This window comes from Enterococcus sp. 4E1_DIV0656, assembly GCF_002140695.1.
Lineage (GTDB): Bacteria > Bacillota > Bacilli > Lactobacillales > Enterococcaceae > Enterococcus_D > Enterococcus_D entomosocium.
In genome coordinates this window covers 529,321-553,617 of the sequence record NZ_NGLF01000002.1, presented here as the reverse complement: position 1 = coordinate 553,617, position 24,297 = coordinate 529,321, and the positions used below count along the sequence as shown (strand labels likewise).

Below are 24,297 nucleotides of genomic sequence, written 5' to 3'. Positions count from 1 at the left end.
CAACTACGACTTGATTTCTTATGAGCATGTTGGTCATTGGGACGAATGTGACGAATGATATTTTAAAAATTGCCATCTATCCAACCTTGAGTCCAAATCTTGAGGAATTATTTTACAAACAAGAGGCACTTCCATCAGTAATCACTGCCTGTGACAACCTCTATCAAAAAAAGTGGCCGCTCAAATCGTCGATTCGCAAACAAGTGACGCATTACTTTGAGCAATTTTATTCCATCGAAGCCTTCACCCATCATATCGAGATGGAGATCTTACGGAAAAAAATCGATTACTCAAAATTACGCATTCCCTTGGAACAGCAATTTCCTCAGTTTGTGTGGACGCAAATTGGCATCAATCATGTGTCCGATGAGAAAAGCAATTTGTTTTTGGAGTTTGTACCAATCGCATACACAGAAGAAGAGTTTCCCTTTACGATGCAGTTGCATGCTAGCTTGCAGCAGCAAGCCCCCGCTGGTGTAAGTGATGCGAACGACTTTAAAGAGCAACTGGTAAAAATCGTACAAAGCGTGATCGACGAACAAAATGTCACGTTTGTGAGTCGCCCGAAAGCGCAAGTCCATGAAGAAAAACGTCAGGGCAAAACCAATGCAATGAAAAAAGAACTGGAAGACACGCTCGAGTTCCAAAAGGTCAGTGCGGATGAGCCACCAAAGTTCAAAAAGAAAGTTCGAAAAAAAAGCAACAAAAAAAAACAGTCAAAAAAAGCCAAGCAATTGTCCAAAGTCAACGCCAATGAATTAGCGTTGGAGGAAGAGGCGAAACGAGAACGAGCAAGCAAAGAGCGCTTGCGCTTGGCCAATCAAAAGCTTGAGATCTACATCGAAAACTTAGAAGCCTCTTTGATCAAAAATAGTATCCACTATTTAAACAGCTTGACCGATGAAGAAGACGAGAACTGGCATACGCAATTGAAAATCAGCTTACGAGAATATACCTATCTTTTTCAAAAAGCCAAATACCTCGAACAGGTTTGGCGCATCAATGACAATCTCGTACAAAAGATCGAAAAAATGACGTTGAACGAAAAAGAATTGACCTATGAGAGAGGGCAAGTGCAGCAAGTGGTCGACAACAACCTATCTGCTAAAGATATCAGTTTAGTTTTTTATGAATGCAGCGTGATTGAATCACGAGTCAAATTGTATGAGCGACCTTGGTTTAGAAAACCTTACGCACGCATTATGAAGATGGACTATGACAATCTTTTACGAAAAGCCGCTTACTTTGATCTTCTCCAAAGCGAAAGCTATCTATTAGAAAAAAAAGCATTGATCGAAGGCAATACAGACGTTAGGAGCAGTCTATGAGAACCCAAAAGCAAAAACAACGATTCTTATTCTTATACCGCATCTACTTTATTGCTTCTTTGATCCCATTAGCGGTATTTTTGCAGCTGACCGCCTATTTTTATCTCTCTGCCTTTCGAGAATATGTCACTATCAGTCACTTGTTTTTACTCGCTCTTTTGCTAGGTTTTACGATGTATTTGCGGAACAATGCCTTTCATTATCAATTGCTGCTTGTGCAGCTCGAGAAAAATGAAAGCAAAGACCATGAACGACCAAAAAAAGGCACCAGCAAGAACAGCCCCAAGGAGGAGGATCAAGAAGATGAAAAAGCCCAGAAGAAACGTAAAAAGTCTGTTAGCGATCGGAGCATTTATCGGAATCATCAATAATCAAACGATTTCTGAAGCCATGGTTCGATCGATCTTAGGTGTAGAACCATCTACTTATATGGAAACCATCGATGCACAACGAGAAAGTCGTGGGCAATCGATAACGGATGCCCTCCGACCGGTCTCTTACGAAGGAGCTGACAGGATAACGGAGCAACTTGATACTCCTCCAGAACAAACAAAAGAAACCCTTCCAGAAGAAGCGGAGCAGGGCGAAAAAGGAACGGAAGTCCAAGTCGTAAATGATGTGGAACGACCGGCAGACGAGGGACAGACAGACGAGGAAGAAATGGAGAGCGGCACGGATGAAACAGAAAATCAAGAGGCCGAAGACGTTCCGTCGACGCCAGATCCTTCAGAAGGCGATCAACAGCCGAATCAGCCTGCTGGACCTGAAACGAATGAGCAAGAAACCAACGATACCAACAGCAGCAACAATAGCGGAAACAACCAATCAAATGGGAATCAAACCAATCAGGACAAAGAAAAAGAGCCCGATCCAATCACTGAAGAACCAGAATCGCCGATTGATGAAGAAGAGCGGGAAAGCAACTTTCAGTTTTCGGTTTCACGTAATCTAACGACACAACAATTCATCAATGAGATTGGTTCTGACGCGCAGGATGTTGCCTATAACAATGATCTTTATGCCTCAGTGATGATCGCACAAGCCATCTTGGAGACTGGCTCAGGAAATAGTGCCTTATCCAGTCCGCCGAACCACAATCTCTTTGGCATCAAGGGCAGCTTTCGTGGGCAAAAAGTGACCTTCAATACGCAAGAAGATGATGGAAGTGGTGCGTGGTATACGATCTCTTCCAATTTCCGTAAATACCCAAGTTACCGTGAATCCATCGAAGATTACGCTCGCTTACTAAGAGGAGGCATCACAGGCAACCCGCGCTTTTATGCCCCCGTTTGGAAAGAAAATGCCCCAACTTATCGGGAAGCAACTGCGTGGTTGACCGGTCGCTATGCTACGGACATCCATTATGACCAAAAGCTGAATGCGTTGATCGAAGCGTATGATCTAACCATCTATGACAATGAGCCGACCGAAGAGGTCTTGGAAGAGATTGAACGCACACGTGCACAAGCAATCGAAGCAGCCCGCGAGGAAGAAGCGGAGACGACCCGTTCGTTGTTTGAAGACTTGCAAAGAAGCGCGGCAAATCGTCGAGGCTCAGGGAATTTGCCAGCGTCCATTCGGACCGTCAAGGATCGCTTGCAGGAAAATGCCAATGCCAATACTTATGCAAACCAATTAAGAGGGATGGAACGAGCGGGCAGCGAGGTAGATGCCAATGAGTAATCAGTCGCAAGCACCTAGAAGAAAAAAACGTCCGCCACAGCCTGCCAAACGTGAAAAAAAACGAGACCAATCAGAGGATACACCGAGAAATCCCCGAATCGAAAAGTTTCAGGCGCAAGGCAAGCCAGCCAGCCCTTCTAGTGGCAAGAAACGACCAAAAAAGCCGACCCAAAAAGAACCGACAGGACAGGCGCCTGTGAAAAAGAAACGAAAAAAAGCGGCTGGTACAGCGAATCGCCCCAAATTACCGACCGAAAAGCAGCATCCTAGCAAGCAAAAAGAAAGAGCAGCTGCCAGTACGACCAGTGAAGCACCACGCAAAAAGAAAAAGCGTCCACCGCAGCAAGCACGTCCAAGTCAGCACAACGAGCAGGGGAAAATCAAAAAATCAAGTCATCCTAATGCCAAATCAAAAGGGACCCACAAGCACGGCAAAAAACCAGCGGAAGTTTCCCAGAAACGACGTCCCCCGCAAAAAGGCAAAGCCGCGACGAAGAAACCAACAGCCAAAAAGAAATCTGGCAATCTCGTACTGAAAATCATCTATCTGATTTTCTTGGTTTGTAGCATGACTGTCCTATTTACGTTTATCGGCTTATATGTGACTGATCAAAACGAAATGACAGTTTTTAATCATCGAGTGGTGCGTTTATCAGATAATGGGATGGCGAATCTTGACAGCTCCGCATTACGCACACAAGATTTGATCATTTTAAGAGAACAAGCCTTCACTCAAGTACAGCCAAACGGGCTCGCGGTCTTTACAAATGGCTCAGGAACCGGCTATATTGCTCGCCGAGTACTATCGATCGAGGCTGACGAAGAGCAGGGCTATCATTTATCCGTCATTGGTGATGGACAGGCATTTGGGGAAGAAGCCATCGAAGCAGACCGTTTCGTTGGAGAAGTCTCAATGAGTATCAACCATGTAGCAGATGTGTTTCGTTTTATTGATCAAAACTTGATATTATCCATCATCTTCTGTGTATCATTGATCGCCTTATTCATTCTATTAGGCATTTATCTCTTTACTTGAGAGCCGTCATTACTTGAGAAAAGAGGAAACAAGGATGCAAAAAAAAATAGTGTTAAGAAATAGTATCGCGGGTCTGCTTTTCTTTCTTTTGTTGCTTAGCATCTTGATTTGGCAGAATAATCAGTCTATTCATATTCGTCGATTAGCGGATGAAAATGAAGTGTTCGAAAAAATCGAGATTTTGGAAGAATGGCAGGAACGAATGACCCTTACAGGGACGACGATCCAACGATCCGTTCGGGTAATGAACGCTAGTGAAGTGCCAGTCTTTGTCCGAGCAAGCTTTGAAGAAGTGCTGCGCTATATCGCGCCAGACAGTGAGGAAGCAGCCTTTGAGCAGGCGGCTGATGCGAGTGATGCGCCAGACTTATTACCAGTACTGTCTCGCTTTGATGAAAACGAGATTTTAGCAAGAGGGTATCAGAACGTGACCCAGCAGATCCCAGAACTCATTGGAAATGCTCTTGATGGTCAAGTGATGGTTTGGATCAGCGATGAGACGATCGAAGAGTTGGCACCCACGCCTCCCTTGGATGCCTTCGATAGTGAAGAGATGCAGGAGTTATTGGGGGAATTAGACGCTGAAGAACAGGAAAATCCTGAGAACTTCTACGATCGCACCGAAGGCAATGAAGAAATGGAGGAGCCACCGTCATCAGACTTGATCGATGGTCCACCAGATCTCTGGCAAGAACCGGTCCTTGTCGAAGCTCACTTCAGCTATTCCTTTCGACGAAACCAACAACCGGTCATGCAGAAAATGAGTGGGGAACTGCTGCTGCTCAATCCTGCTGATCCGGTTGCTGAGTGGACCTTTGAAGCAGCCAACTTGACCTATAGTTATTATCTTGAAGGGTATCGTTATTTTGTTCGAAACTGGGCGGAGTCACAGCTAGCCAGCCCCTTTTCCACCGGTGAGGAACCTACGGGATTCACGTATCTCGGAGAACAGGGAACGATTGACCAGTCGTCATTTGATTACACGATGACAGAATCTGGGTTAGGCAGTGCCTTTCAATTGCCAGAGATGATCAGTGCGTTTCCCGATGCTGCTGGGTTGTATCCGACCCAAACGGTGAAAACGCTAAGCAGCTTTGTCTCTGAAAGTCCTGCCCAGATCGATTCAGAAGCCATCATGATTGAATTCGGCTCTTTGAGCGATTACCGTCAGATCGATCGCAACACTTGGATCTATAATCCCGATGATGGCTGGTTTTATTATAGTTTCCCTTTGGACCGATCCTATCAAAGTGAAGACGGTTATGGCGTCACCCGTTCACTGATCGAACAAGTGATGATCGATACAAGTGTCGCAGACGATAGCCATCTTGCCTACGAGCTTTTACCGAAAGTCGAAGTCATTCAGGCTTCTGATCGACAATCATTAAAGGAGGTCTTTCAGTTAGACAATGATCGGCCAGAGAGTGCCACTGCGATCATCTATCGGCATTTGCACTCACTTCAATAAGTTGCTAGAAAATAAGTCAAGGAGAGATTCACGTGAAAATGGTCATTGAAGAAATTGAATACCGTTATTTTCTTCAATACGGGAAGTATTTGGATTATTTCTACCAACAATACATGCAAGCGAATGTCGAAGATCCTGATGTTGAAAAAGGGATCGCCGAGATTCAGCGACTGGTTGAAGAAGAAAGGTATCATCATATCAGGGAACGAATCCGCATTACACGCAAAGCCAAAAAAAGTATCCCATTAGCTGACTACCCTGATTTCAATAAACTGATTCACTGGGGGTTTACCCTTAGCAAATTATCTTTTCTTGACCCAGATACAAGTATCAACCAGCTAGAAGAAAAGGATTCTCCTTGATCGGAGGCTAGGCAAAAAGCAGGTGATAAAACTGAAAAACGGCAGACATGCACATAGTGTACTTGATGAATCGGGGTTCAGCCTGGTTGAGATCCTTGGAGCGATCGTCATTCTCGGGATCGCAATGGTCATGATCGCCATGCTGATCATCCAAAACAACCTGATCCTTAGCTACAATACCCGAATGGAAGAAGCCATCGCAGCACGAGATGATGTCAAGGAATGGCTAATATACCGGGCACAGACTCAAGACTTGGCGGATTTGAATATCGGGATCTTTACGGCTAGACCTTCTTGGATGATGGTCGATCCAGATGATCCCTCAGAAGTTCGCCGACACCATTTGGTCCTCGATAATTCAGGGATTCAATACAATGCGCAAGGGCAACCGATGTATGAAGAAATCCCGATTGCTGTAGATGATCTCAATCGGGGCCGATTTATTCGCAAGGTGGTATACGATCATTCTGGCGCTCATTTGCCGCAGCCCTTGGTAAATTCGGAAGAAAATCGCCTCTATATGGGAACGTACTTGTCGGAGAATGAAGAAACCACCAACTATTTGGTCAAGGTCTCCATTCGCGAAGACCCCAGTCATGGACTGCGAGAAGACAGTTACGACCGTCGTCAGCTCGGGCTCGGACTTATTATTCAGGTCTTCGATAAACAAACGGGCGCATTTTTGACAGAAACGTATCTGCATTGGGTAGTAGACTATTGAAAGGGCTGGCTGTTCTTGCGGAAGTTACAAAGGAGGGGCGCAGATGAAGCATCGATTACAGGATGAGCAAGGAATCACGCTTGTCGAATTGTTAGGGGCGATGGTCATATTCGGCATCATCATTGCACTCTTTTCTGGGACACTCTTTTTGATCGTCCAAGCCTCTGTTCGTCAAGGTCGAATTGCTGCCTTTCAAGGGATAGCGAATGAAATCTTGGCGCAAGCAGACCAAATCGCCAAAATTGATGGTATCTATGAACATGCGGGGTATTTAGGAAAATATGATAGTCTTCTTTTCCACGAGGAACATATTGTCACAACAATGCCCGAAGGAACCTTAGGGGCAACGATTACGGAAGAGGGCAGTCCTCGAATGGTTGTGACGGATATCACAGATACCAACAATATTCGTGCCAGAGTCTATGATACGAAAGATCCTACGATTAAGTTAAAGATCATTCAACAAAAAAATGAGAATGAAGCGACGTTGACCCATCACTATACGCCAAATTATCGCGATACGTTCAGTATCCAGACCAAGTTTTTCGTTTTATTTTACACGGAAACGATCAACTTTGCGGATTATTATGATGATTTGACTGGCTGGTGGCAGATGGAGGATCTGGTCACTGATTACCACAAGCAGATTATCTATAAACGAGAATTTACGATCAATTATCGTGACAATGAGAAAGCAAGAGGGGGGGTACCCGGGAATGGAAGATGGTAGACAAAATGAAGCTGGTTTTGCGCTGATTTATGCCCTTGCGGCGATCATTCTTTCCTCTTTGATGATTGGCTTGGTCTTCCTTGTTGCTCGAAATGTCAATTCACAAATTCGAACGATAGATAGCTTCCGTCGAGTGGAAGATGTACACGAATATTCCTTTCAACTCGCTTCTCAGGAGCTAAAACTGAGAATAGATGATTTCATCACTCGAACCATGCAGAATGGCGGCTTCTATTCTAATAATAATGACTGGCAAGACCATCTAGATAACGAATTGAGATTTGTGCTGGACGAAGTCGATGTGAATGAGACCATCGATGATAAATTTTCTTTTACCTCCTCTGTCGTTGACTATGAATATAATGAGATCGCCCCTTATGTAATGACCAAATCTGGTGGGGAGCAAGGATGGATCCAATCCGCTTCGATGCTGCCAGATAAAACCAATCTTCAAATCATTATTCAAATTCAATCGCAAGTCACGGATCAGACGCAATTGGCTGAAGGGCAACCGCGAGTACATACAGCTTCTGCCGAATATATCTATGAAATGCAGCTTGAAGAAGAAGACCTCGAACAAAGACAAACACAGCTGGATATTTGGCGAAACATTTTTTATCCCTATTACTTACCCTCTACAGCAGGGCAAGCTGTATCCGCCGATACTTGGGTTCGAAAATTGTTTGAAGTCGCCGATTTTCAACGTGTACGTCCATCGTTTGATTATCTCGCTTTTGAATCGGATGACTTCTTGCAATTCGGGTTTGCCAACAATGTCCTGCAAGATTTTCAAGACGGCAGATTTTTAGATTTTCGAACAAAGCCGATTCTTAATTGGCTGCATTTCGATGGTTCCTTTTTCTTTAATCATGGGGTCCAGATGGAAGGACAGGGAAGCGGGCAATTTTCGGCAAAAAGTCTGCTTGCGATCCAGAATGATGGCGGACAGCCTAGTAACGGGTTGAACGTGATCAAAGACATCTTCTTGCAAGCCGGTTTAGGAATGTATATCGATTTGGGCAGTCGAGCTGGCAGTCGCTTGGTCCTATCACAAGCATATACGGATATCCTTGCTGGAAACGTATGGATCAACAACACCAATAGTTCGGCTTCGAGAGTTGAGCAAGAAGGGGTTCTCTTTGCTGAAGGCCATCTAAATGTTTCCGTAAATTCACCGGATGCGGGCACTGGGTTAGGCGAATTAAATACCAATTATTTTAATTTTTATCATCGAGAAGCCACGAAACAGAACCCTGCGGCAGATGGTAGTTTGACGTTTATGAAGCCGTCGATGGTTCTGACGAGCAGCAATTTTTATGCGGGACCAGTCACGGAAGGCTCGATCGTGCATAGTACCGAAGATACGGAACGAAGGATTACTGTTTATGGTGATTTTATGCTGACGAATACGATGATGCCTAGTGGTGGAACGATCGATGATTTCTCGTATTTTCAGAATCAAAATCAATTCACAGTGCCCCATGATCCGTCAAGAATCACATTGGATGGCAGCAATACCATAATGGAGGTTCACGGGCTTTCATTTATCGATGCGCCGAAAACTGCTCGAAGACTGGCATTAGCAGAAGCCGGCAGTTCCGCGGTTTTTGATTCTTATTATGAAGATCCAGCGTATTGGAATCAAATCACCTTAAAAAATGGTGCCCAGCTGATCTTGGGTCATACAGGCGTTGAACCCTTTCATTTAGCTGTGGATAGAGAGTCGACCTTTGTCATGGAAATACTGCCAGATTTGGCATTATTTGACCCGACTTTTTTAGCAACAGGGGCTCATAACCGTCGTCTTGAAGGAACGGTCGTTCTCGTACCTTACTATATGGATGACCAGGTGGAACTAGAAAATCAACTGCAACAATTAGGCGTCAATTATCGCGTCCGCGACTTTGAAAGTCAGGCGCAATCGGGGGAGGTAACGATCCTCAGAAGTTTTTTGGATCGAAACATGTGGTCTGATGATGAAGCATATTTAACCGTTACACGAATGTTTGACTATATCAACAAACTCGATTATTGAAAGGAGGGCGCCAGTTGCCGCAATCAAGTGAAAGAACGCCACGTAGAAAACCTAGAAGGCCTCTCAAAAAGTCAGAGAACACCACAAGTTCAACCACTGCTGAGAAAACACAAACAGGCAACCTGTTTGACTTAGAGATCAGCTCAGAGGTTTTGTCCTTGATCCCCCGCTCGTTTGCCAAACAGCACAGCGTCTTTCCATTAGAAAAAAAAGGCAACCGCTTGACCGTTGCGATGGCAAACCCTGGGGATTATGCGGCGATCAATGAAATGCGTTTGATCACTGGGTTATTGATTCGTCCGCAAAAAGCCCACAATGCCGATATCCAACAACTGATCGTTCGCGATTACCCTTCTGAGATCAGTTTGGATGGCTTGAGCGACTCTCTCGTTGAAACCATCGACCCAGAAGGCGACTCAAAATTAGATGATTCGCCGATTGTCAAATTGGTCAATACCCTGCTGCAAGATGCAGTGGATCGGGGCGCCAGTGATATCCATTTCGATCCCCAAGAAAAAGGATTAGTTGTCCGCTTACGGGTCGATGGGGAGCTTCGTACCCATGAAAACTTGCCTAAGAGTATTCAGACTGGTGTTACTTCACGACTGAAAATCATTTCCTCCTTGGATATCACCGAAACACGTGTGCCACAAGATGGTCGGGCAATGATTCGTAACGGGGGCAACGTGGTTGATTTGCGGGTCTCGGTTTTGCCTGTCATTCATGGGGAGAAAGTCGTGATTCGGGTGTTGGATCGCTCCAGTGGCATTCGGCGCCTAGATGAGTTTCGCTTTGAACCGAAGGTATTGGCGACCTTTAAAGCGATTTTGCATAAACCCCATGGAATCATTCTTGTCACAGGACCGACAGGATCAGGGAAATCATCTTCCTTGTATGCGGCGCTGCAAGAGTTGAACACGCCGGAGATCAATATTATCACCGTCGAAGACCCAGTAGAGTTTCAGCTGCAAGGTATCAACCAAGTGGCAGTCAACAGCAATGTCGGTTTGACCTTTTCCGCTGGGTTACGGTCGATCTTGCGACAAGACCCCAATGTCGTGATGGTGGGAGAGATTCGAGATGGCGAAACGGCGGAGATTGCGATTCGGGCTTCCATGACCGGGCACTTGGTAGTATCCACCCTGCATACCAATGATTCCGTCAGTACCATCAATCGCTTAGTCGACATGGGGGTGGAACCGTTTCTGGTTGCCAATGCGTTAGAAGGCATCTTAGCTCAACGACTCGTCCGAACCCTTTGTTCTTCTTGTAAGACAGTAGGACCAGCCAGCGACAAGGACAAGCAGTTATTTGAATCCTATGGCATCACGGTTACGGAACTGGCACAACCCATGGGCTGTCCAAAGTGTGGCAATACGGGATTCAAAGGGCGAATGGCCGTCCAAGAGCTGTTGACGATCGATGCCAAGCTGCGCCGTATGATCACGAACAAAGCGACCAACGACCAGCTGATGGATTATGTTCAGGAACGAAAGATGCGCTTTTTGTTGGATGATGGGTTAGACAAAGTGCAACAAGGCTTTTCCACCATCGAAGAAGTCTTGAAGGTGGTCGCTGCAGAAGAGTGAGGCGCTGATTGATTTATCGGTGATCCAGGGATCACCGGAGAACTACATACATTGTTTTAGAAGGAAATGCACATAGAAAGGGGCTGGTTTAATGGATCAAACGAGAGTGGCAACACAAGAGCGAGCAACCAAAAGGGCGACGAGAGAAAAAACCGCTCCGACCCGTACCCGCATTCGGGAAAATCGTGAACTGAGAGAAAAAAAACGTGCCCACAGTCGCCAGAGCGATCAAGACCGATCTGTCTCGACGCGGGAGATCATTCAAAAAGCAGAACGGCAAGCAGTGACAAAAACGACGACTGCCAACAGTACACAGGGCGTCAATCGCAACGAAGCGGCGCAATTTGCTGCCATGTCACCTAAAGAGCGGATCGATCATTGGTTGATGATCGCCGTCGAACAAAAAGCATCGGATATCCATTTAGTCGAAGGCGTCCCACCGATTTTTCGTCGCCACGGCGACTTGCTACCGATCGAAGGGGTGCCGACCATCGACACCAAGGACATCGAAGCCATTGCCGAAATCCTTTGCAACCAACGGCAATGGGAGGAATTCAAGGGAAAAGGCGAAACCGATTTGGCCTACGAATTAGGCGACATCTGCCGCTTTCGGGTCAATATTTTCCGTCAAAAAGATACCGTTTCGATCGCCTTGCGGCAGATCCCCATCGAGATCCCGAAATTAAGCAAACTCGGTATGCCGACCGTCTTGCGGACTCTGATCCATAAAAGCCAAGGCTTGTTCTTAGTTACAGGGCCGACCGGCTCAGGGAAATCAACGACACTGGCTGCGATGCTGGACTATTTGAATGACACCAAAAAGACGCATATTTTGACGTTGGAAGACCCGATCGAGTACATCCATAACCACAAAAAAAGCATCGTTGCCCAGCGCGAAGTCGGCAGCGACACCCTGTCCTTTGGCAATGGCTTACGAGCTGCCCTGCGTCAAGATCCAGACGTCATCTTAGTAGGGGAGCTGCGGGATTTTGAAACAATCTCGATTGCTTTGACGGCAGCGGAAACGGGACACTTGGTATTAGGAACCTTGCATACGTCAAGTGCCCCAGCGACTATTGAACGGATCGTCGATGTCTTTCCTGCCGATCAGCAGACTCAGATTCGTACACAGCTTGCTGGCGCATTACTAGGGATCTTGTCCCAGCGCTTGCTGCCAACGATCGATGGCAACGGACGGGTAGCAGCAACCGAAATGATGCTCAATACCCGAGGGATCGCCAGCTTGATCCGTCAAGGGAAAACCCACCAGATCCATAATATGCTGCAGATGGGAAAAAACGAAGGCATGCATACCATGAGCGCTTCTTTAGAAGAACTCGTTGCTGCGGAACGGGTCGATGCCGATGTGGCAGATAACTTGATGGAGGAAGGGGGCGAATAGCCGATGGCACTCTTTGCCTATCAAGGCACCAATGTCCGAGGCGAAACGTTTTCTGGCAGCTTACGTGCCAATTCCTCCGTTGAAGCCCGCCAAAAGCTGCGCCAAAAGCATATCAAAGTCAACAGTTTGATCGAACAGCCAGAAACCTTGGCGAATAAAGAGATTCAATTGTTCAACAAAGTATCTCTAAAATTATTAGTTGCATACTTACGCCAGTTTTCGACATTGATCGCTTCGGGGATTACGATTGTTGATGCTTCACGAATGCTGGAAGAACAGCAAAAAAATCCGAATTTCAAGAAAATTCTTGGCGAAGTTCGGGATGAGATTGATGGCGGACGACCACTTTCAGAAGCCTATAAAGCCCACCCAAATGCTTTTCCAGTTTTGTTGACAAGCGTTATCGCCGTTTCGGAAATGTCAGGATCTTTGGAAAAAAACTTAACGGATATGGCGGATTACTATGAGAAAAGTGCTGAAAATCGGAGTGGTCTCGTAACAGCGATGGTTTACCCAATCATTTTGATCTTGATGACGTTTGTTGTAGGTATCATTTTACTAGTTATGATCGTCCCGATGTTTGTCGAAGTATTTGAAAGTTTTGATACAGACTTACCAAGAATTACTGTGATTACCATGGCTATCAGTGACTTTCTTCAAACTAGAGGATGGGTTTTAGCAATCTTTATTGTAGGCATTATGATCGGCTTTTGGCTCATCCGTCGAAATGAAAAAATCGATTTTGCCGTTCATCGTTTCATTTTAAAAATACCATTATTCGGTGAATTAGCGATTAAAAATAATTATTCACTGTTTATGACAACTTTGTCGACTTTACTGGGTAGTTCGGTTGGTATGGTCACAGCGTTGAATATGAGTCGGGATGTCGTGTCCAATAAATCAATCAAGCGAATCATTGATAATTGTGCCTTTCAAATAGAAGAAGGGGGCAAAATGAGTGATATTTTTCGTGGAAACATTAACGTTCCTTTATTAGTCACTCAGATGGTAGAAATCGGGGAAAGTACTGGTTCCCTTGAAGATATGCTGAAAAGACTAAGTATTATCTTTCAAAAAGAAGTGGACGAGTCCAGTAAACGAATCAAAACAGTTCTTGAACCGACAGTGATATTAGTTATTTGTGTCATTGTTGGATTGATCGTCGCTGCGATCATGGTACCGATGTTTGATCTTTTTGGTGCTATTCAAGGATAACAATTTGGATATTAACAGAGTTCCTAGACATTCTGTTTGATATATATTTTTAGGAAAAGTAGGAGGAGTAAATAAAGTATGCTTAGTGCAATTTTAGTAGAAGAAAAAACAGAAAATCGTTTTAACAAATTAATGAAAGATGAGACAGGTTTGTCGCTGGTTGAGTTACTTGCTGTTGTTGTGATCATTGCGATTCTATCAGGGATTGGTGTGATTGCAATCGGAAATATTATTCAGAACGCCCGTGAAGATGCAGCGATTTCAGATGTTCAGACTGCTTATTCGGCAGCGGTATTGCACCAGTCAACATCTGAAGGTCTTGCTAGTGGAGGAAATAATAATACCTTCACACTTGCTGATGTAAATACTGCTGGTCTTTATAATGGAGGGGGCTTCGCTTCATTATCAACTGTGCAATTCACTATTACATCAGAAGGGACATTAACAATGGATCTCCCAGCTGCTGCCCTATCTGCGGGAACAAAACCATCTGTTGCTATAACAGGTATGGATCAAGATGCAGTAAGCAGTTTAACACGTGCTCAGTTATTCGGTTCCGGAACACCATAAAACATTTAACATAAACATGAACCAAATTACTTAAGCACTACCACCCCCAGGAAAAAAGGAGTTTTTTATGAACGAAATTTTGCAACAGATCCCAATGGGCCTAATCATTGGTTATCTTTTCATCATAGGAATGTGTCTAAGTTCTTTTTTCCTAGTGGTTGGTTGGCGGGTTCCCAAAAAGGAATCCCTGCTGACTCGCTCGCACTGTGATGACTGCCAACAGACATTAGGTGCAAGGGACCTCATTCCAGTTTTATCATACCTTATTTTAAAAGGCAAGTGCCGTAAGTGTCAAAAAAAGATCCCGCTGATTGCTTTTCTTTATGAAGTGTTGATCGGCATGCTATTTACGGGTACGACCTTGCTGTTTTGGGGCACTGCTGAAGTGATTGCCGCTTGGTGTTTATTAGCCTTATTAGCCATTATTTCTGCCAGCGACATCTTCTATCAGCTGATCCCCAATAAAGTGTTAGCCCCTTTTTTCGCCGGAGGGATCGGTTTACGGTTGATCCAACCGCAAAATGAATTTTGGTGGTATTGGCTCGTCGGCTTCTTTGCTGGCTTCTTGCCATTGTATCTATTAGCGGAGCTCAGTAAAAAAGGCATGGGTGGCGGCGATATCAAATTATTTGCCGTCTTAGGCGTGTATATCGGCCCAGTGCAAGTCTTGACGGTTTTATTTGTCGCTTCTTGCTTGGCAGTGATCTTTTACGTGATCCAAATGCTACGGGGCAAAGTCAAAAGCCGCTACATTGCTTTTGGTCCCTTTATCGCCATTGCTACCGGCATGGTTTATCTTGGCAGCGGCTGGTTCCTTTGAATTGGGTTGCTGACCTTGGCGTTTGCTTGATTTGCTAAGCAAGCGTTGTACATAGAAATAACGTTGGTTCCTTCATATAAAACCAACAAGAAGAAAGCAGGTCCTCGTATGTTTGGCAAAAAAACAATTCCCCGCTTAGTAGGGATCGACATCCAAAAAAACTGCATCCGTTACTGTACCAAAAAAGGTGACCGTCTCAAATACGGCGAGCTGGTTGTGAATGGTACGATTTTTAAAGATGATAAGCTGCGCAATCCTGATAGTCTTGAAGCCGCCTTCAATGAGATTGCCAAACGCTTGGGATTACGCACGATGAGTGTGGTGATCACGGCACTAAATTCTCGTCTGCTGATCAAACAGATCCCAATCGGTAAGATGAACTCGGAAAAAGAGATTCGCGAGTACTTGTATTTTGAATTGGGGGAGTCCATCTCTTTGCCTTTTGAAAACCCGATTTTTGATCTACTGATCCTTGGTAAAGGTAACAAGGAAAAAGCACCAAAAGCACAAAAGAAAAAAGCCAGCAAGAAGGAAGAGAAAGCAGAACCGCAAGCTGTGGTCATCCAGCGGAATCGGTTTACCATCAATGGCAATGTGCCAGTCGTGGTCACATCAGAGCCGATTTTGATTCAACTCGGCGACACATTGAAAAAAGGCGGCCATCAGCTGATGGGCGTCGATTGCAGTTTTCTGGCGTATAGTCGTATGTTTCAGCGACAGATCAACTGGAGTGAAAATTTTGTGCTGGTCGAGTTAGATGCTGGCATCGCTAATATCACCTTTTTTGAAGAATTGGTGCCGACTTACGTGCAGTATGAAGATTATAATCAAGCCAACTGGAAATATATTGAAAAAGCCCAATCTGTGCAAGTGAACTTTAGGGAAAGTGCGGAGATCCAAGCACTGGAAGGGTTAGCAGAAACCTTGAATTCGGTGATTGCTTACTATTATCAGGAAATCTCGCCTGATTGTGAATTGAAAAAAATCTACTTAGTCGGCGGTCATCCAATGCTGCGGAAAGAAGTCCAAGAAATATTTCATGAGTTGTCTTCTTTGCCGGTCAAAACGATTTCCGCAAAAGTAAGTGAAACCAGCAAGAAAAAAATTCCCGACCGCTATATCTTGGCTGCGGGATTAGCGACGAAAGAGGTGTAACCATGAACATCAATCTATTGCCTAATAAATTTATCCGTAATCGGGCGTTTGAAGTCATTCTTTCGGTTTCGCTTCTCCTTTCGTTAGTAGTCGTTGGGGTTTGTGGGTTAGGCTTTTGGTATTATCAAAGGCTGGTGACCAATAATCAAAGCAATATCATGTCTAGTCAAGCAGAGCGCATCGTTTTCCAGCGCCAGTTAGAAGAGATGCTAGCGTCAAAATCTCAAGACCTGCAAGAATTCATTGCCTTGCAAAAGCAAGAGAAATATTTCACAGCGCCTATTATGGAAACCTTTGAGGAAGTGGCATCAGGAATCGATGTGACCATCAATTCGTATAATTTGCTGCTAAATGGCGAGGGGACAATGTCCGAAACAGCCCAAGACGGTACACCATTGTTTCCTTTGGTGAGCATGGCAGTCCAAGGGGATGTTTATGAAAGTCTGATTCGCCTTAAATCGGCTTTTGAAGCAATCGATTGGGTACATCATGTGACTTATCAATCTTTTTCTCATAGTTCAACGCCGCAAGATGGGCGCATCACTGTCTACCTCTCACGAATCGCTGCACCACAAGTGATCAGTGAAGAGAGCGAAGAGGAAAGCGAGGTGGAAGCGGATGACTAAAGTCTTTTTCTCCAAAAAACACATCATCATCTCCGCGGTAATTGCGCTAGTTCTCGCTACCTCCGTACTTATTTTCTGGCTATTTTTACTGAATCCCAAACGTGCCGAAGGGATCGAATTGGCTCAGGAATTAGCTGGGATCGAAGCAGAGATCCGCGACATTCAGGAACAGCTGGTTTACCTACAAGGGGAACCAGACCTTCTTTCCTCAGAGACGGTCAATGAGGTGCCGATCATTCCCAATGGCATGGCGATCGAGTCTTATTTTACCGATCTCGCTGCCCTTGAAACGGAATTGCCGATCACGATTTTGCAATCGACCTTTAATGAGGAGATGCTTTACCCTACACCAGAACAAATGGCAGATCAGACTGGTGACAATCCTTTGGCTACGCAATTTCGGGTCACAAGGATCGGCTTTGACCTCCTGAGTGAGACGAATGAAGGAATCGTGCGTTTTATTGATCGGATGGAAAACCTGAATCGCTTTTTAAAAGTTGAATCAGTCGAATATCGGCAAGGAAGCAATACGTCAGGAGCAGATGCGTTTTCGGCAAGTGTCGTTATCAAGCTGTATTATCTATCAAGCTTTGAAACGGGACAAGAACTGTTGGAGTAATCAAAGGAAAGGGGTGCCTAGATGAAATCATTTACTGTTCTAGCGACTGTCTCGAAAATCAAACTGGCTGCCGCTGCATTAGGGGTCTTTATCGTTATTTCTGTCTTGTATGCGGTCTTTGCTATCCATGGTGGCAATTCTTATGAAGTGTCCGGTCACTTTGACCCAGAAACAGGACAATATGTATTGACGATCGAATCGGAACAAGCCGCTGGCGAGACGCTTTTCTTGATGGCAAATCATGAAGCGCTGGTGTCATTAGAAATGTTTGAAATGCTTGAGCTTGAGGAAGCGACCTTGCATCCTGCTGAACAAGAGGGTGTTTATGGTGTGGCGATCGAAGTGGCGCCTACGGAAGAAACGTTGTCCTTGGCATTACCAGTTTCTTTAGGAGAAGAAGAAGCCATCGAATTTGTCCTTAAGCGGGGAAATCGGACGCTGCAAAAAATCGCTCCGCCTTCTCTCGAGGAACGACAAGCCTTGCGATTGGAAGCTGACAAGGCTGTAGAAGAAGTAGCCTTGCTTGACATTCAGCAGCAGGAAACCAATGAGTCAGCGGCAGTCGAACTGCTTTCAGAACGGGCGACGCAAGGAGAGCGTGCCGAAGTTTCGGACTATCAAGCGCTGCGGGCTGCTTTTAGTGATTCATCGATCTCTGAAATCGTGTTTCTCGCTGACATTACCGCTGATTATACGGATGAGGCCAACAATCGTTTAACAGCGTTGGATCGGTCGGTGTCCATCGATGGGAATGGCTTTACCTTAACCACACCGAAGCGTTTCAACACGAACGGGACACCAAACTATAGCACGAATCCTACTGGACGTTTCTTTGAACTGACGACTACCCATGATCATCAGCCAGCTGTCTTTGAGTTGAAAAATATGACGATCGATTTTCAGGGAAACAATCTAGGATTAAACGCGTTGATCTATCAACAATCGTTGGCAGCCTCAGCTTTTTGGACGGTCAAAATAGAAAATATCGAGGCAAAAAGTGGTGTGCTAGAGGGAAGTACAGGCAATAATTTCCTTTATTTGCAACAAGGAAATCTCGAGATTCGCGGAACATTCCATTGGGTGGCTCACAGGAACCCAGCCGCGGGCAACAGTTCAGATACTGGCAGCTTTAATGTCAAAAGTGTCTTGATCACAGATGAGGCGGATGTCAAGATCTCAAATACGCAGCCGATTTTTCGGCTCCGACCAGACAACAATAATATCTCAACCTCGTTTCGGGTCAATAAGGGTTCCAAAGTAGATCTCTATAGTGTCCAGTGGCAAGCAATTTGGGCAAATCTCGAAGGACGTACTAACGAGGTGATTTTTGAAGTCGATGGAGAAGGCACGGTCTTAAATGCCTCATCACAAATGAATTTAGCGGGAGCGAACGGCGCAATCATTTCCTTGATTGGACAACGGGATGAAACGCAAAATAAGTTTTCTCGTACGATTATTTCTGGTGGTGCGGTCGTAAACTCCTATTCTAGAGCGCCTGCTCCCACGAGTGGTGTACCGAGAGGAACCACTGCTTTTGTCAATCAAATTTCAAAAGCGGGATCGACCACCAAACTCGGCGGCAATGTGACGGTAACTGGGGAAGGGTCGCAGTTTAATATGTTTGGTGATGGGCAACATCATGAGTATGGTTCAGTTATGCGGTTTCGCTTAGTCGGGGAACAGACCTTTGTGCTTGCCGACCAAGGGAAAATGAATATCGTCAAATACCACGGAAATGCGGCTGCAGTGCGGATGTACGGGCGGAACAACGAGTTCTATGTGGAGTCAGCCGGTCAGTTGAATATCTTTAACCATGCAGGCACCAGAACTGCGGCAGATGATGGCATCTATATTGATGAAACAGGTTTTGCCGTATTTGATCAGTACAATGATGAAGAACGAGAATTTGACCCATCTGCTGATTCCACCATTACTGCCAGTAATGGCTCAGATACGGCTGGTCGACAAGGCATTCAATTTCCTCTTGATGGCAGTGGAACTTCGGTTTTTCATGCACAAGGTGAAAACAGTCGAATCCATATCTATGCACATCGTGGACCTGCTGTTTGGATGCAAGGCGGAGAAGCCGAGTTCTTAGCTGGAAAAGACGCGACTTTTCGAATGGAAGGTCGGACCCTAGGTGCAAATAATGGAATAATCAGTTCGGTTGCCAGAAGCAATTTTGTGATTGATGAACCACTGTTTTATGACTTCCGAAATAATCGTCCGAATGGCGGACAAGCTTTTTCTAATTCGAACCGTAACAGTACCTTTATGTCTAATCGTGTTGGACTAGCGGTTTGGGAAAAGCGCAACGACGTGAATCTAGATGGTGATCCGGACAATTTCTGGAATCCACTGAGCTATCAACTAGGCAATGTCAATTTTGCACAAATCGTTAGTCCGCAGCCGGGAGAGCCTTTTTCAAATGAATTCAACAGTACGACTTTTAGGGGCGGGAATGCCTACACGCGATTTTCTGCCAATAATTATCCGCCAATGATCCAGCACTTAGTGACCCCGACCAATGCCGACAAAACCTTTTATGCCAAAGCGGTCGTTCCGTATGAATACACGGGGGCGATTCGCGATGCTTGGGATGATGAGGTCTGGGTGGAAGTTGCTTTGAAGGACGAAGCGGGCAACCAGCTTGAAACGCAATGGCTTTCCTCCAAATCAACTGTCGATGTTTTTGGTGAGGTGCATAATGGTGTGATCGCATGGACGCGGGACGACTTTTTCAAGACAGGTCAACGTTTTGAAGTGCTGCGTGCCCACCGAGGATTAGACCCAACGATGGAGGATGTTGATGATTCGATTTTCATTCATGCAACAGAAGAGAGTATTGCCGCTTTGCCTGATGCGGTCGTCGTGGATGTACGACCACCGACTGGTCTGCAAGTGGCAGAGGATCAGGTCTTTAATGAACGGACGACAACAGTTTCGGGGATCATGGATTTTCATTCTCCGCAAGACGACCAGCCAAAAGAGCGAGTCGCCATTTATGCGAGTACCGCGCAAGGATTGATCCGTGATGCTTCAGGTGACCCATATGTCATTACGCTTGATGCCGAACAAGGCAACTCCGTGCCATGGCAGTATCAATTACCTCGTCGCCTTGATCCTGAAGAGGATGTGTATATCGAATTTTACGCAAAAGATTTCGCAAATGATCGTTACGACGATTTCGTAGGAACCTTACCAGATACGACCACGACGGAACCCAATGGTCAGTTGGGGAGCACGAATCCGTCCGCCAGCGATTACGAGGACTATTTAGGGTATCGTGATGCCATTGGCGATGATCGTTTCCCACCAGCGCTCTCCTTTGAAGTCACCAGTATTCGACCTTCTGACCCATCGATTACGTTGCGAGTACCGCAAAGCTTTGATCGTGATGAAGAAGGCAATCCGATTATCACCGTCGGCAATCAATTGATCTTGCGGACGATCGTAGAAAGCAACGATGCGCGAAATTCTGGGAAAGACGATATTGAAAATGCTGTCGTGACGCTAGATATCTCGCCGAATTTATTGACGTTCTTAAATGTCGATGCGCTCGTGTATCAAGACAATATCGCCTCGGCAACTCTTTCTGGCGATCGTATCACGATCCACTTAGAACGCCCAATCGCACCTGGAGATCGCATAGAATGGAACTTGACTGCTCGGGTGGATGAACAGGCAGCTGCTGGTAATGTTCTGACCCCGGTAACGATCAACGGTAGAGTTTCGGGGAATCAACCAGAGACGGAAAACATTTTGATAGGGGAAGACAGTCTCACGCTTCAGACCGGTACACGCGCTGTCACTGGTGAGTTGATCAACCTTGCTGTTCATAACAATCAGCTGCAGATTTTTTATTCCAATCTTAGTACCTTTGACGTCTATATGGATGGCACCTTTTATCGAACATACAACGTGCAGCAAAGACCCGTAACGGATTCTGTCACCCTTGATATTCCTGTTCATGACATCCGTAATTTGATTTCTGTGCGCTACAAAGATGAAAATGGCGCAGACCGTGTTTCTTATTGGAACAATATCTGGGACTTCATCGATTAAACGTGAACAACCTTTTTTAAAACAAACAGAAGAAGAACAGTCTTTCACTGCTGGATCCGCTTGTTGCTGACCGAATTGCCTTGGTCAACAAGCGGGGAGCTATGTAGGAAAGACTGTTTTTTTGTGGGGAAATGACTGGAGGAAAAGCCGAAAGCAGGGTTTTTGTTCCGCAGGTTTTTTCGTGCTAGACTAAAAAGCAGAAGCACGTGAAGCAACAGCAAAACGAAGGGAACAAAGAAAGGACGTGCCGCAATGGCAACAACAGCCAAAGAAACCAAAGTACATGATGTATTTGAATCGATCGCTTCCCGTTATGATCGAATGAACGGTATTATCTCCTTTCAGCTCCACAAACGGTGGCGCAAGGACACCATGAAACGGATGGCAGTACCAATGGGTGCGGAGATATTAGATTTATGCTGCGGGACCGGGGATTGGGCGTTTGCTTTAAATGAAGCGGTCGGTCCGACGGGGCAAGTGACCGGCGTTGATTTTAGCGAAGAAATGTTAACGGTTGCCAAAGCAAAGGCACAGAAAAAGCAACAAACGCAGATCCAGTGGCAGACCGGCAATGCGATGGCATTAAGTTTTCCAGACGCGCACTTTGATTATGTGACGATCGGGTTCGGGTTGAGAAATGTCGCGGATCGCCAACATGTCTTGGCGGAAATCCATCGGGTGCTGCGCCCAGACGGGAAAATCGTTTGTCTCGAAACATCACAGCCCACACTGATCGGCTGGCGGCAACTGTTTACTTTTTATTTTCACCATGTCATGCCGTTATTTGGCAAATTGTTCGCCAAAAGCTATCAAGAATATTCCTGGCTCCAGGAGTCTGCGCGGGATTTTCCTGACAAGGAGGCATTGAAACGGGAGTTTCAGGCAGCTGGCTTTGATGTGTTGCAAGTCAAAAGCTATGCAGGAGGTGCGGCGGCGATGCATATGGGCGTTAAACCTCAAAGCTAACGGCGTTTTTTTTCGATAGAAGAGCGACGAAATGAAAGAGACCATCAAGCGGATTGATGGTCTCTTTGCGTTGAGCAATTCAGAAAGTCTGTACGAGTTATTTTTTGTTTGGTCGTAAAACGATGTTGGTGTATAACCAGATGGTCACCACGTAATAAATGGCATAGAGAGCAATAAAGATGCCAAAGGGCAGCCATAGATCGTGGTACGGATCGATCATCAATGTTGTGAACATTTGTAATCCGAACAAGACATGGATCATCCCTAAGATACCAGGAACTAGGAAGAGCACACCAATCTCTTTGCGGATCGATCCTTTCAATAAGCTAGTCCGGGTTCCGATTTTTTTCAACATCGTATAGCGTTGAATGTCGCTGTTGGCCCCAGAAAGAATTTTAAACATCAAGCAGCTTGCTAACATCGTCAAGAAGGCGATCCCCAAGAAAAAGCCCATAAATTCAAAACCGGAGAAGAGACCATTATACGTGTCATAGACGAAGACCCGTTGCGAAAAATTCGTATCGGCAGTTTCAGTAGTATTGGTTTCTTGGTTTGTTTGCGCCAATTCATGTAATGCATCGTAACTTGTTTGAAAGTCTTTGACTTGCACCATTCGCAAGCTGGATTCAGGGGCATTGATTGTGTCAAAAGCGGTTTGATCGACAACTTGGATCTCTTTGCCTCGTTGTTCTGGCAAGAGGTAGCTACGCAATTGGTCCTGCGCGGTGATATCTTTGGCTAATTGGTCTCCCGACAGCTTGTTGTAGGTAACGTCGATACTCAACTGATTCGTACTGGTGCTGAGCAAGTTGTTCTTGTTGAATTGATCTTTATTGTAATAAAGGGTGTCGTCTGTTTCCTTCAGACTATAAGTGACATCAAGAGTCGGCTTTAAGGCTGCAACTTTTTCGTCAGAAGCATTTTGGGCATTATTCAAATACAAGTCATAAGGGGCAACGGATTTTGCCATAATTGGGATCTCGTTTTTGAAGCCCAGACCAACAGTCAAGGCACCTAATGCAAGAGCAAAGAGCATGGCTACCATCGATAGCATCTGCGTATAATCACGAATCCGAAAGCTTAGCTGAGACAAGGTGAAATTGTTTAACCTTTTCAAAGCAATGGCATCGGTCCTCTTCAGCAAAGATAAAATCGTGATGATCACGGAACGAAAGACAAGGTAGGTCCCTAAAATAATAGTAACTAGGGCAACACCGATCCCCACTAATTGGAATTTCATCAAGTCGCTCATCATATAATAACCGACTGCTAAAGAACAAATCCCTAAGACAGTTTGCAAAAAGAGCATGAAAGGACGTTGCTTGACTTGCGCCGGAGTGCTGGTTTCTCGTAACAAGGCTAAAATTGATTTCTTGGCAATTGCCCGTGCATTAAAGATAGCAGCGATCAAAAAGAGAATCGAGAAGAATGCAAGTGTCACGACTAATGCTTGTAGATTAAAGGCCGCATAATGGCTGATCTGTAAATTTAATTGGTTCACTAGTAAGGTATTGACACCACTGGCTAATCCAATACCTAGTAAAGAACCAACAGCAGTGGCGGCGATCCCGACCAAGAATGTTTCAATGAAAATCATTTGGGCGATCTTACGTCCTTTGGCTCCTAGCATCATAAACATGGCATAGTCTTTTTGCCGCATCGCCATTAAGAAAGAATTGGCGTATAAAATGTAGGCAAAGGTGATGATCCCCAATAAGACAGAACCAAAGCGAAAGATAAAGACCACCATACTGATGATCGAGTTGCTTTTTAAAAAGGCTTCATTGCTGGCCATTGATTCGAACATATAGAAGATGGCTGAGGCCATGACTAAACCAGAAAAGAGGACGATATAATCCTTCAACCGGCCTATGATTCCGGTAAGTGATAATTTCCAAAGCATGTGT

At 45.3% G+C, this 24,297-nt stretch carries 20 protein-coding genes; 19 read left to right on the top strand and 1 reads right to left on the bottom strand.

Going from position 1 to position 24,297, the window contains the following annotated elements:
• Nucleotides 1–20: 20 nt before the first annotated feature.
• From A5882_RS15980 to A5882_RS15890, 19 genes are all read left to right on the top strand, one after another.
• On the top strand, nucleotides 21–1,328 hold the full coding sequence (locus A5882_RS15980) for a hypothetical protein (RefSeq protein WP_086373105.1): 1,308 nt from the start codon (nucleotides 21–23) through the stop codon (nucleotides 1,326–1,328).
• Nucleotides 1,325–1,699 (top strand): hypothetical protein, encoded by a 375-nt coding sequence (locus tag A5882_RS15975; RefSeq protein WP_005235091.1) that lies wholly within the window; start codon nucleotides 1,325–1,327, stop codon nucleotides 1,697–1,699. Before A5882_RS15980 ends, A5882_RS15975 begins: the two co-directional genes overlap by 4 nt.
• Nucleotides 1,632–3,011 (top strand): glucosaminidase domain-containing protein, encoded by a 1,380-nt coding sequence (locus A5882_RS15970; RefSeq protein ID WP_086373104.1) that lies wholly within the window; start codon nucleotides 1,632–1,634, stop codon nucleotides 3,009–3,011. Before A5882_RS15975 ends, A5882_RS15970 begins: the two co-directional genes overlap by 68 nt.
• Nucleotides 3,004–4,047: a hypothetical protein gene (locus A5882_RS15965; protein WP_086373103.1), complete on the top strand. Its 1,044-nt coding sequence runs from the start codon at nucleotides 3,004–3,006 to the stop codon at nucleotides 4,045–4,047. The genes A5882_RS15970 and A5882_RS15965 overlap by 8 nt, the downstream gene beginning before the upstream one ends.
• 34 nt (nucleotides 4,048–4,081) lie before the next feature.
• A complete protein-coding gene (locus A5882_RS15960) occupies nucleotides 4,082–5,515 on the top strand; it encodes a hypothetical protein (protein ID WP_254908532.1) in 1,434 nt (477 codons plus the stop codon).
• A gap of 38 nt (nucleotides 5,516–5,553) precedes the next feature.
• Complete coding sequence (locus tag A5882_RS15955; RefSeq protein ID WP_086373214.1) at nucleotides 5,554–5,877, top strand: hypothetical protein; 324 nt, start codon at nucleotides 5,554–5,556, stop codon at nucleotides 5,875–5,877.
• Between the two features lie 22 nt (nucleotides 5,878–5,899).
• Complete coding sequence (locus A5882_RS15950) at nucleotides 5,900–6,598, top strand: prepilin-type cleavage/methylation protein (RefSeq protein ID WP_254908531.1); 699 nt, start codon at nucleotides 5,900–5,902, stop codon at nucleotides 6,596–6,598.
• A gap of 43 nt (nucleotides 6,599–6,641) precedes the next feature.
• The gene (locus A5882_RS15945; RefSeq protein ID WP_086373101.1) at nucleotides 6,642–7,328 is read left to right on the top strand and encodes a type II secretion system protein J; all 687 of its coding nucleotides are present in this window, start codon (nucleotides 6,642–6,644) and stop codon (nucleotides 7,326–7,328) included.
• The gene (locus tag A5882_RS15940) at nucleotides 7,315–9,363 is read left to right on the top strand and encodes a phage head-tail adapter protein (protein ID WP_086373100.1); all 2,049 of its coding nucleotides are present in this window, start codon (nucleotides 7,315–7,317) and stop codon (nucleotides 9,361–9,363) included. Before A5882_RS15945 ends, A5882_RS15940 begins: the two co-directional genes overlap by 14 nt.
• Before the next feature lie 14 nt (nucleotides 9,364–9,377).
• Nucleotides 9,378–10,952 (top strand): GspE/PulE family protein, encoded by a 1,575-nt coding sequence (locus A5882_RS15935; RefSeq protein ID WP_254908528.1) that lies wholly within the window; start codon nucleotides 9,378–9,380, stop codon nucleotides 10,950–10,952.
• Nucleotides 10,953–11,043: 91 nt separating this feature from the next.
• Entirely contained in the window at nucleotides 11,044–12,354 is a 1,311-nt protein-coding gene (locus A5882_RS15930) for a type IV pilus twitching motility protein PilT (protein WP_086373098.1), read from the top strand.
• 3 nt (nucleotides 12,355–12,357) lie between these two features.
• Nucleotides 12,358–13,569 (top strand): type II secretion system F family protein, encoded by a 1,212-nt coding sequence (locus tag A5882_RS15925; protein ID WP_016613457.1) that lies wholly within the window; start codon nucleotides 12,358–12,360, stop codon nucleotides 13,567–13,569.
• A 78-nt stretch (nucleotides 13,570–13,647) separates the two neighbouring features.
• Nucleotides 13,648–14,139, top strand: a complete 492-nt coding sequence (locus tag A5882_RS15920) for a Tfp pilus assembly protein FimT/FimU (RefSeq protein ID WP_016613456.1) — start codon at nucleotides 13,648–13,650, stop codon at nucleotides 14,137–14,139.
• 67 nt (nucleotides 14,140–14,206) lie between these two features.
• Nucleotides 14,207–14,959 carry an A24 family peptidase gene (locus A5882_RS15915; protein ID WP_086373097.1) on the top strand — a complete coding sequence of 251 codons (753 nt, stop codon included), beginning with the start codon at nucleotides 14,207–14,209 and terminating at the stop codon, nucleotides 14,957–14,959.
• A 108-nt stretch (nucleotides 14,960–15,067) separates the two neighbouring features.
• Nucleotides 15,068–16,114: a type IV pilus biogenesis protein PilM gene (gene pilM / locus A5882_RS15910; RefSeq protein ID WP_086316320.1), complete on the top strand. Its 1,047-nt coding sequence runs from the start codon at nucleotides 15,068–15,070 to the stop codon at nucleotides 16,112–16,114.
• 2 nt (nucleotides 16,115–16,116) lie between these two features.
• Entirely contained in the window at nucleotides 16,117–16,740 is a 624-nt protein-coding gene (locus A5882_RS15905) for a hypothetical protein (RefSeq protein WP_016620510.1), read from the top strand.
• Nucleotides 16,733–17,359 carry a hypothetical protein gene (locus A5882_RS15900; protein WP_086316318.1) on the top strand — a complete coding sequence of 209 codons (627 nt, stop codon included), beginning with the start codon at nucleotides 16,733–16,735 and terminating at the stop codon, nucleotides 17,357–17,359. The genes A5882_RS15905 and A5882_RS15900 overlap by 8 nt, the downstream gene beginning before the upstream one ends.
• 21 nt (nucleotides 17,360–17,380) lie before the next feature.
• Entirely contained in the window at nucleotides 17,381–21,424 is a 4,044-nt protein-coding gene (locus tag A5882_RS15895; RefSeq protein WP_086373096.1) for a pectate lyase-like adhesive domain-containing protein, read from the top strand.
• Nucleotides 21,425–21,676: 252 nt separating this feature from the next.
• Entirely contained in the window at nucleotides 21,677–22,390 is a 714-nt protein-coding gene (locus A5882_RS15890; protein WP_086373095.1) for a demethylmenaquinone methyltransferase, read from the top strand.
• A gap of 97 nt (nucleotides 22,391–22,487) precedes the next feature.
• Here the strand turns inward: A5882_RS15890 and A5882_RS15885 are convergent, their stop codons facing one another.
• A complete protein-coding gene (locus A5882_RS15885; RefSeq protein ID WP_086373094.1) occupies nucleotides 22,488–24,293 on the bottom strand; it encodes an ABC transporter permease in 1,806 nt (601 codons plus the stop codon).
• Between the last annotated feature and the right edge of the window lie 4 nt (nucleotides 24,294–24,297).

Excerpts from the sequence above, each read along its gene's own strand:
- A5882_RS15925 (WP_016613457.1), top strand. The coding sequence starts at position 12,358 with ATGGCACTCTTTGCCTATCAAGGCACCAATGTCCGAGGCGAAACGTTT.
- A5882_RS15900 (WP_086316318.1), top strand. The coding sequence starts at position 16,733 with ATGACTAAAGTCTTTTTCTCCAAAAAACACATCATCATCTCCGCGGTA.
- A5882_RS15905 (WP_016620510.1), top strand. The coding sequence starts at position 16,117 with ATGAACATCAATCTATTGCCTAATAAATTTATCCGTAATCGGGCGTTT.
- A5882_RS15960 (WP_254908532.1), top strand. The coding sequence starts at position 4,082 with ATGCAAAAAAAAATAGTGTTAAGAAATAGTATCGCGGGTCTGCTTTTC.
- A5882_RS15945 (WP_086373101.1), top strand. The coding sequence starts at position 6,642 with ATGAAGCATCGATTACAGGATGAGCAAGGAATCACGCTTGTCGAATTG.
- A5882_RS15920 (WP_016613456.1), top strand. The coding sequence starts at position 13,648 with ATGCTTAGTGCAATTTTAGTAGAAGAAAAAACAGAAAATCGTTTTAAC.
- A5882_RS15955 (WP_086373214.1), top strand. The coding sequence starts at position 5,554 with ATGGTCATTGAAGAAATTGAATACCGTTATTTTCTTCAATACGGGAAG.
- A5882_RS15975 (WP_005235091.1), top strand. The coding sequence starts at position 1,325 with ATGAGAACCCAAAAGCAAAAACAACGATTCTTATTCTTATACCGCATC.
- A5882_RS15940 (WP_086373100.1), top strand. The coding sequence starts at position 7,315 with ATGGAAGATGGTAGACAAAATGAAGCTGGTTTTGCGCTGATTTATGCC.
- A5882_RS15970 (WP_086373104.1), top strand. The coding sequence starts at position 1,632 with ATGAAAAAGCCCAGAAGAAACGTAAAAAGTCTGTTAGCGATCGGAGCA.
- pilM (WP_086316320.1), top strand. The coding sequence starts at position 15,068 with ATGTTTGGCAAAAAAACAATTCCCCGCTTAGTAGGGATCGACATCCAA.
- A5882_RS15895 (WP_086373096.1), top strand. The coding sequence starts at position 17,381 with ATGAAATCATTTACTGTTCTAGCGACTGTCTCGAAAATCAAACTGGCT.
- A5882_RS15915 (WP_086373097.1), top strand. The coding sequence starts at position 14,207 with ATGAACGAAATTTTGCAACAGATCCCAATGGGCCTAATCATTGGTTAT.
- A5882_RS15930 (WP_086373098.1), top strand. The coding sequence starts at position 11,044 with ATGGATCAAACGAGAGTGGCAACACAAGAGCGAGCAACCAAAAGGGCG.
- A5882_RS15890 (WP_086373095.1), top strand. The coding sequence starts at position 21,677 with ATGGCAACAACAGCCAAAGAAACCAAAGTACATGATGTATTTGAATCG.
- A5882_RS15885 (WP_086373094.1), bottom strand. The coding sequence starts at position 24,293 with ATGCTTTGGAAATTATCACTTACCGGAATCATAGGCCGGTTGAAGGAT.
- A5882_RS15980 (WP_086373105.1), top strand. The coding sequence starts at position 21 with ATGAGCATGTTGGTCATTGGGACGAATGTGACGAATGATATTTTAAAA.
- A5882_RS15965 (WP_086373103.1), top strand. The coding sequence starts at position 3,004 with ATGAGTAATCAGTCGCAAGCACCTAGAAGAAAAAAACGTCCGCCACAG.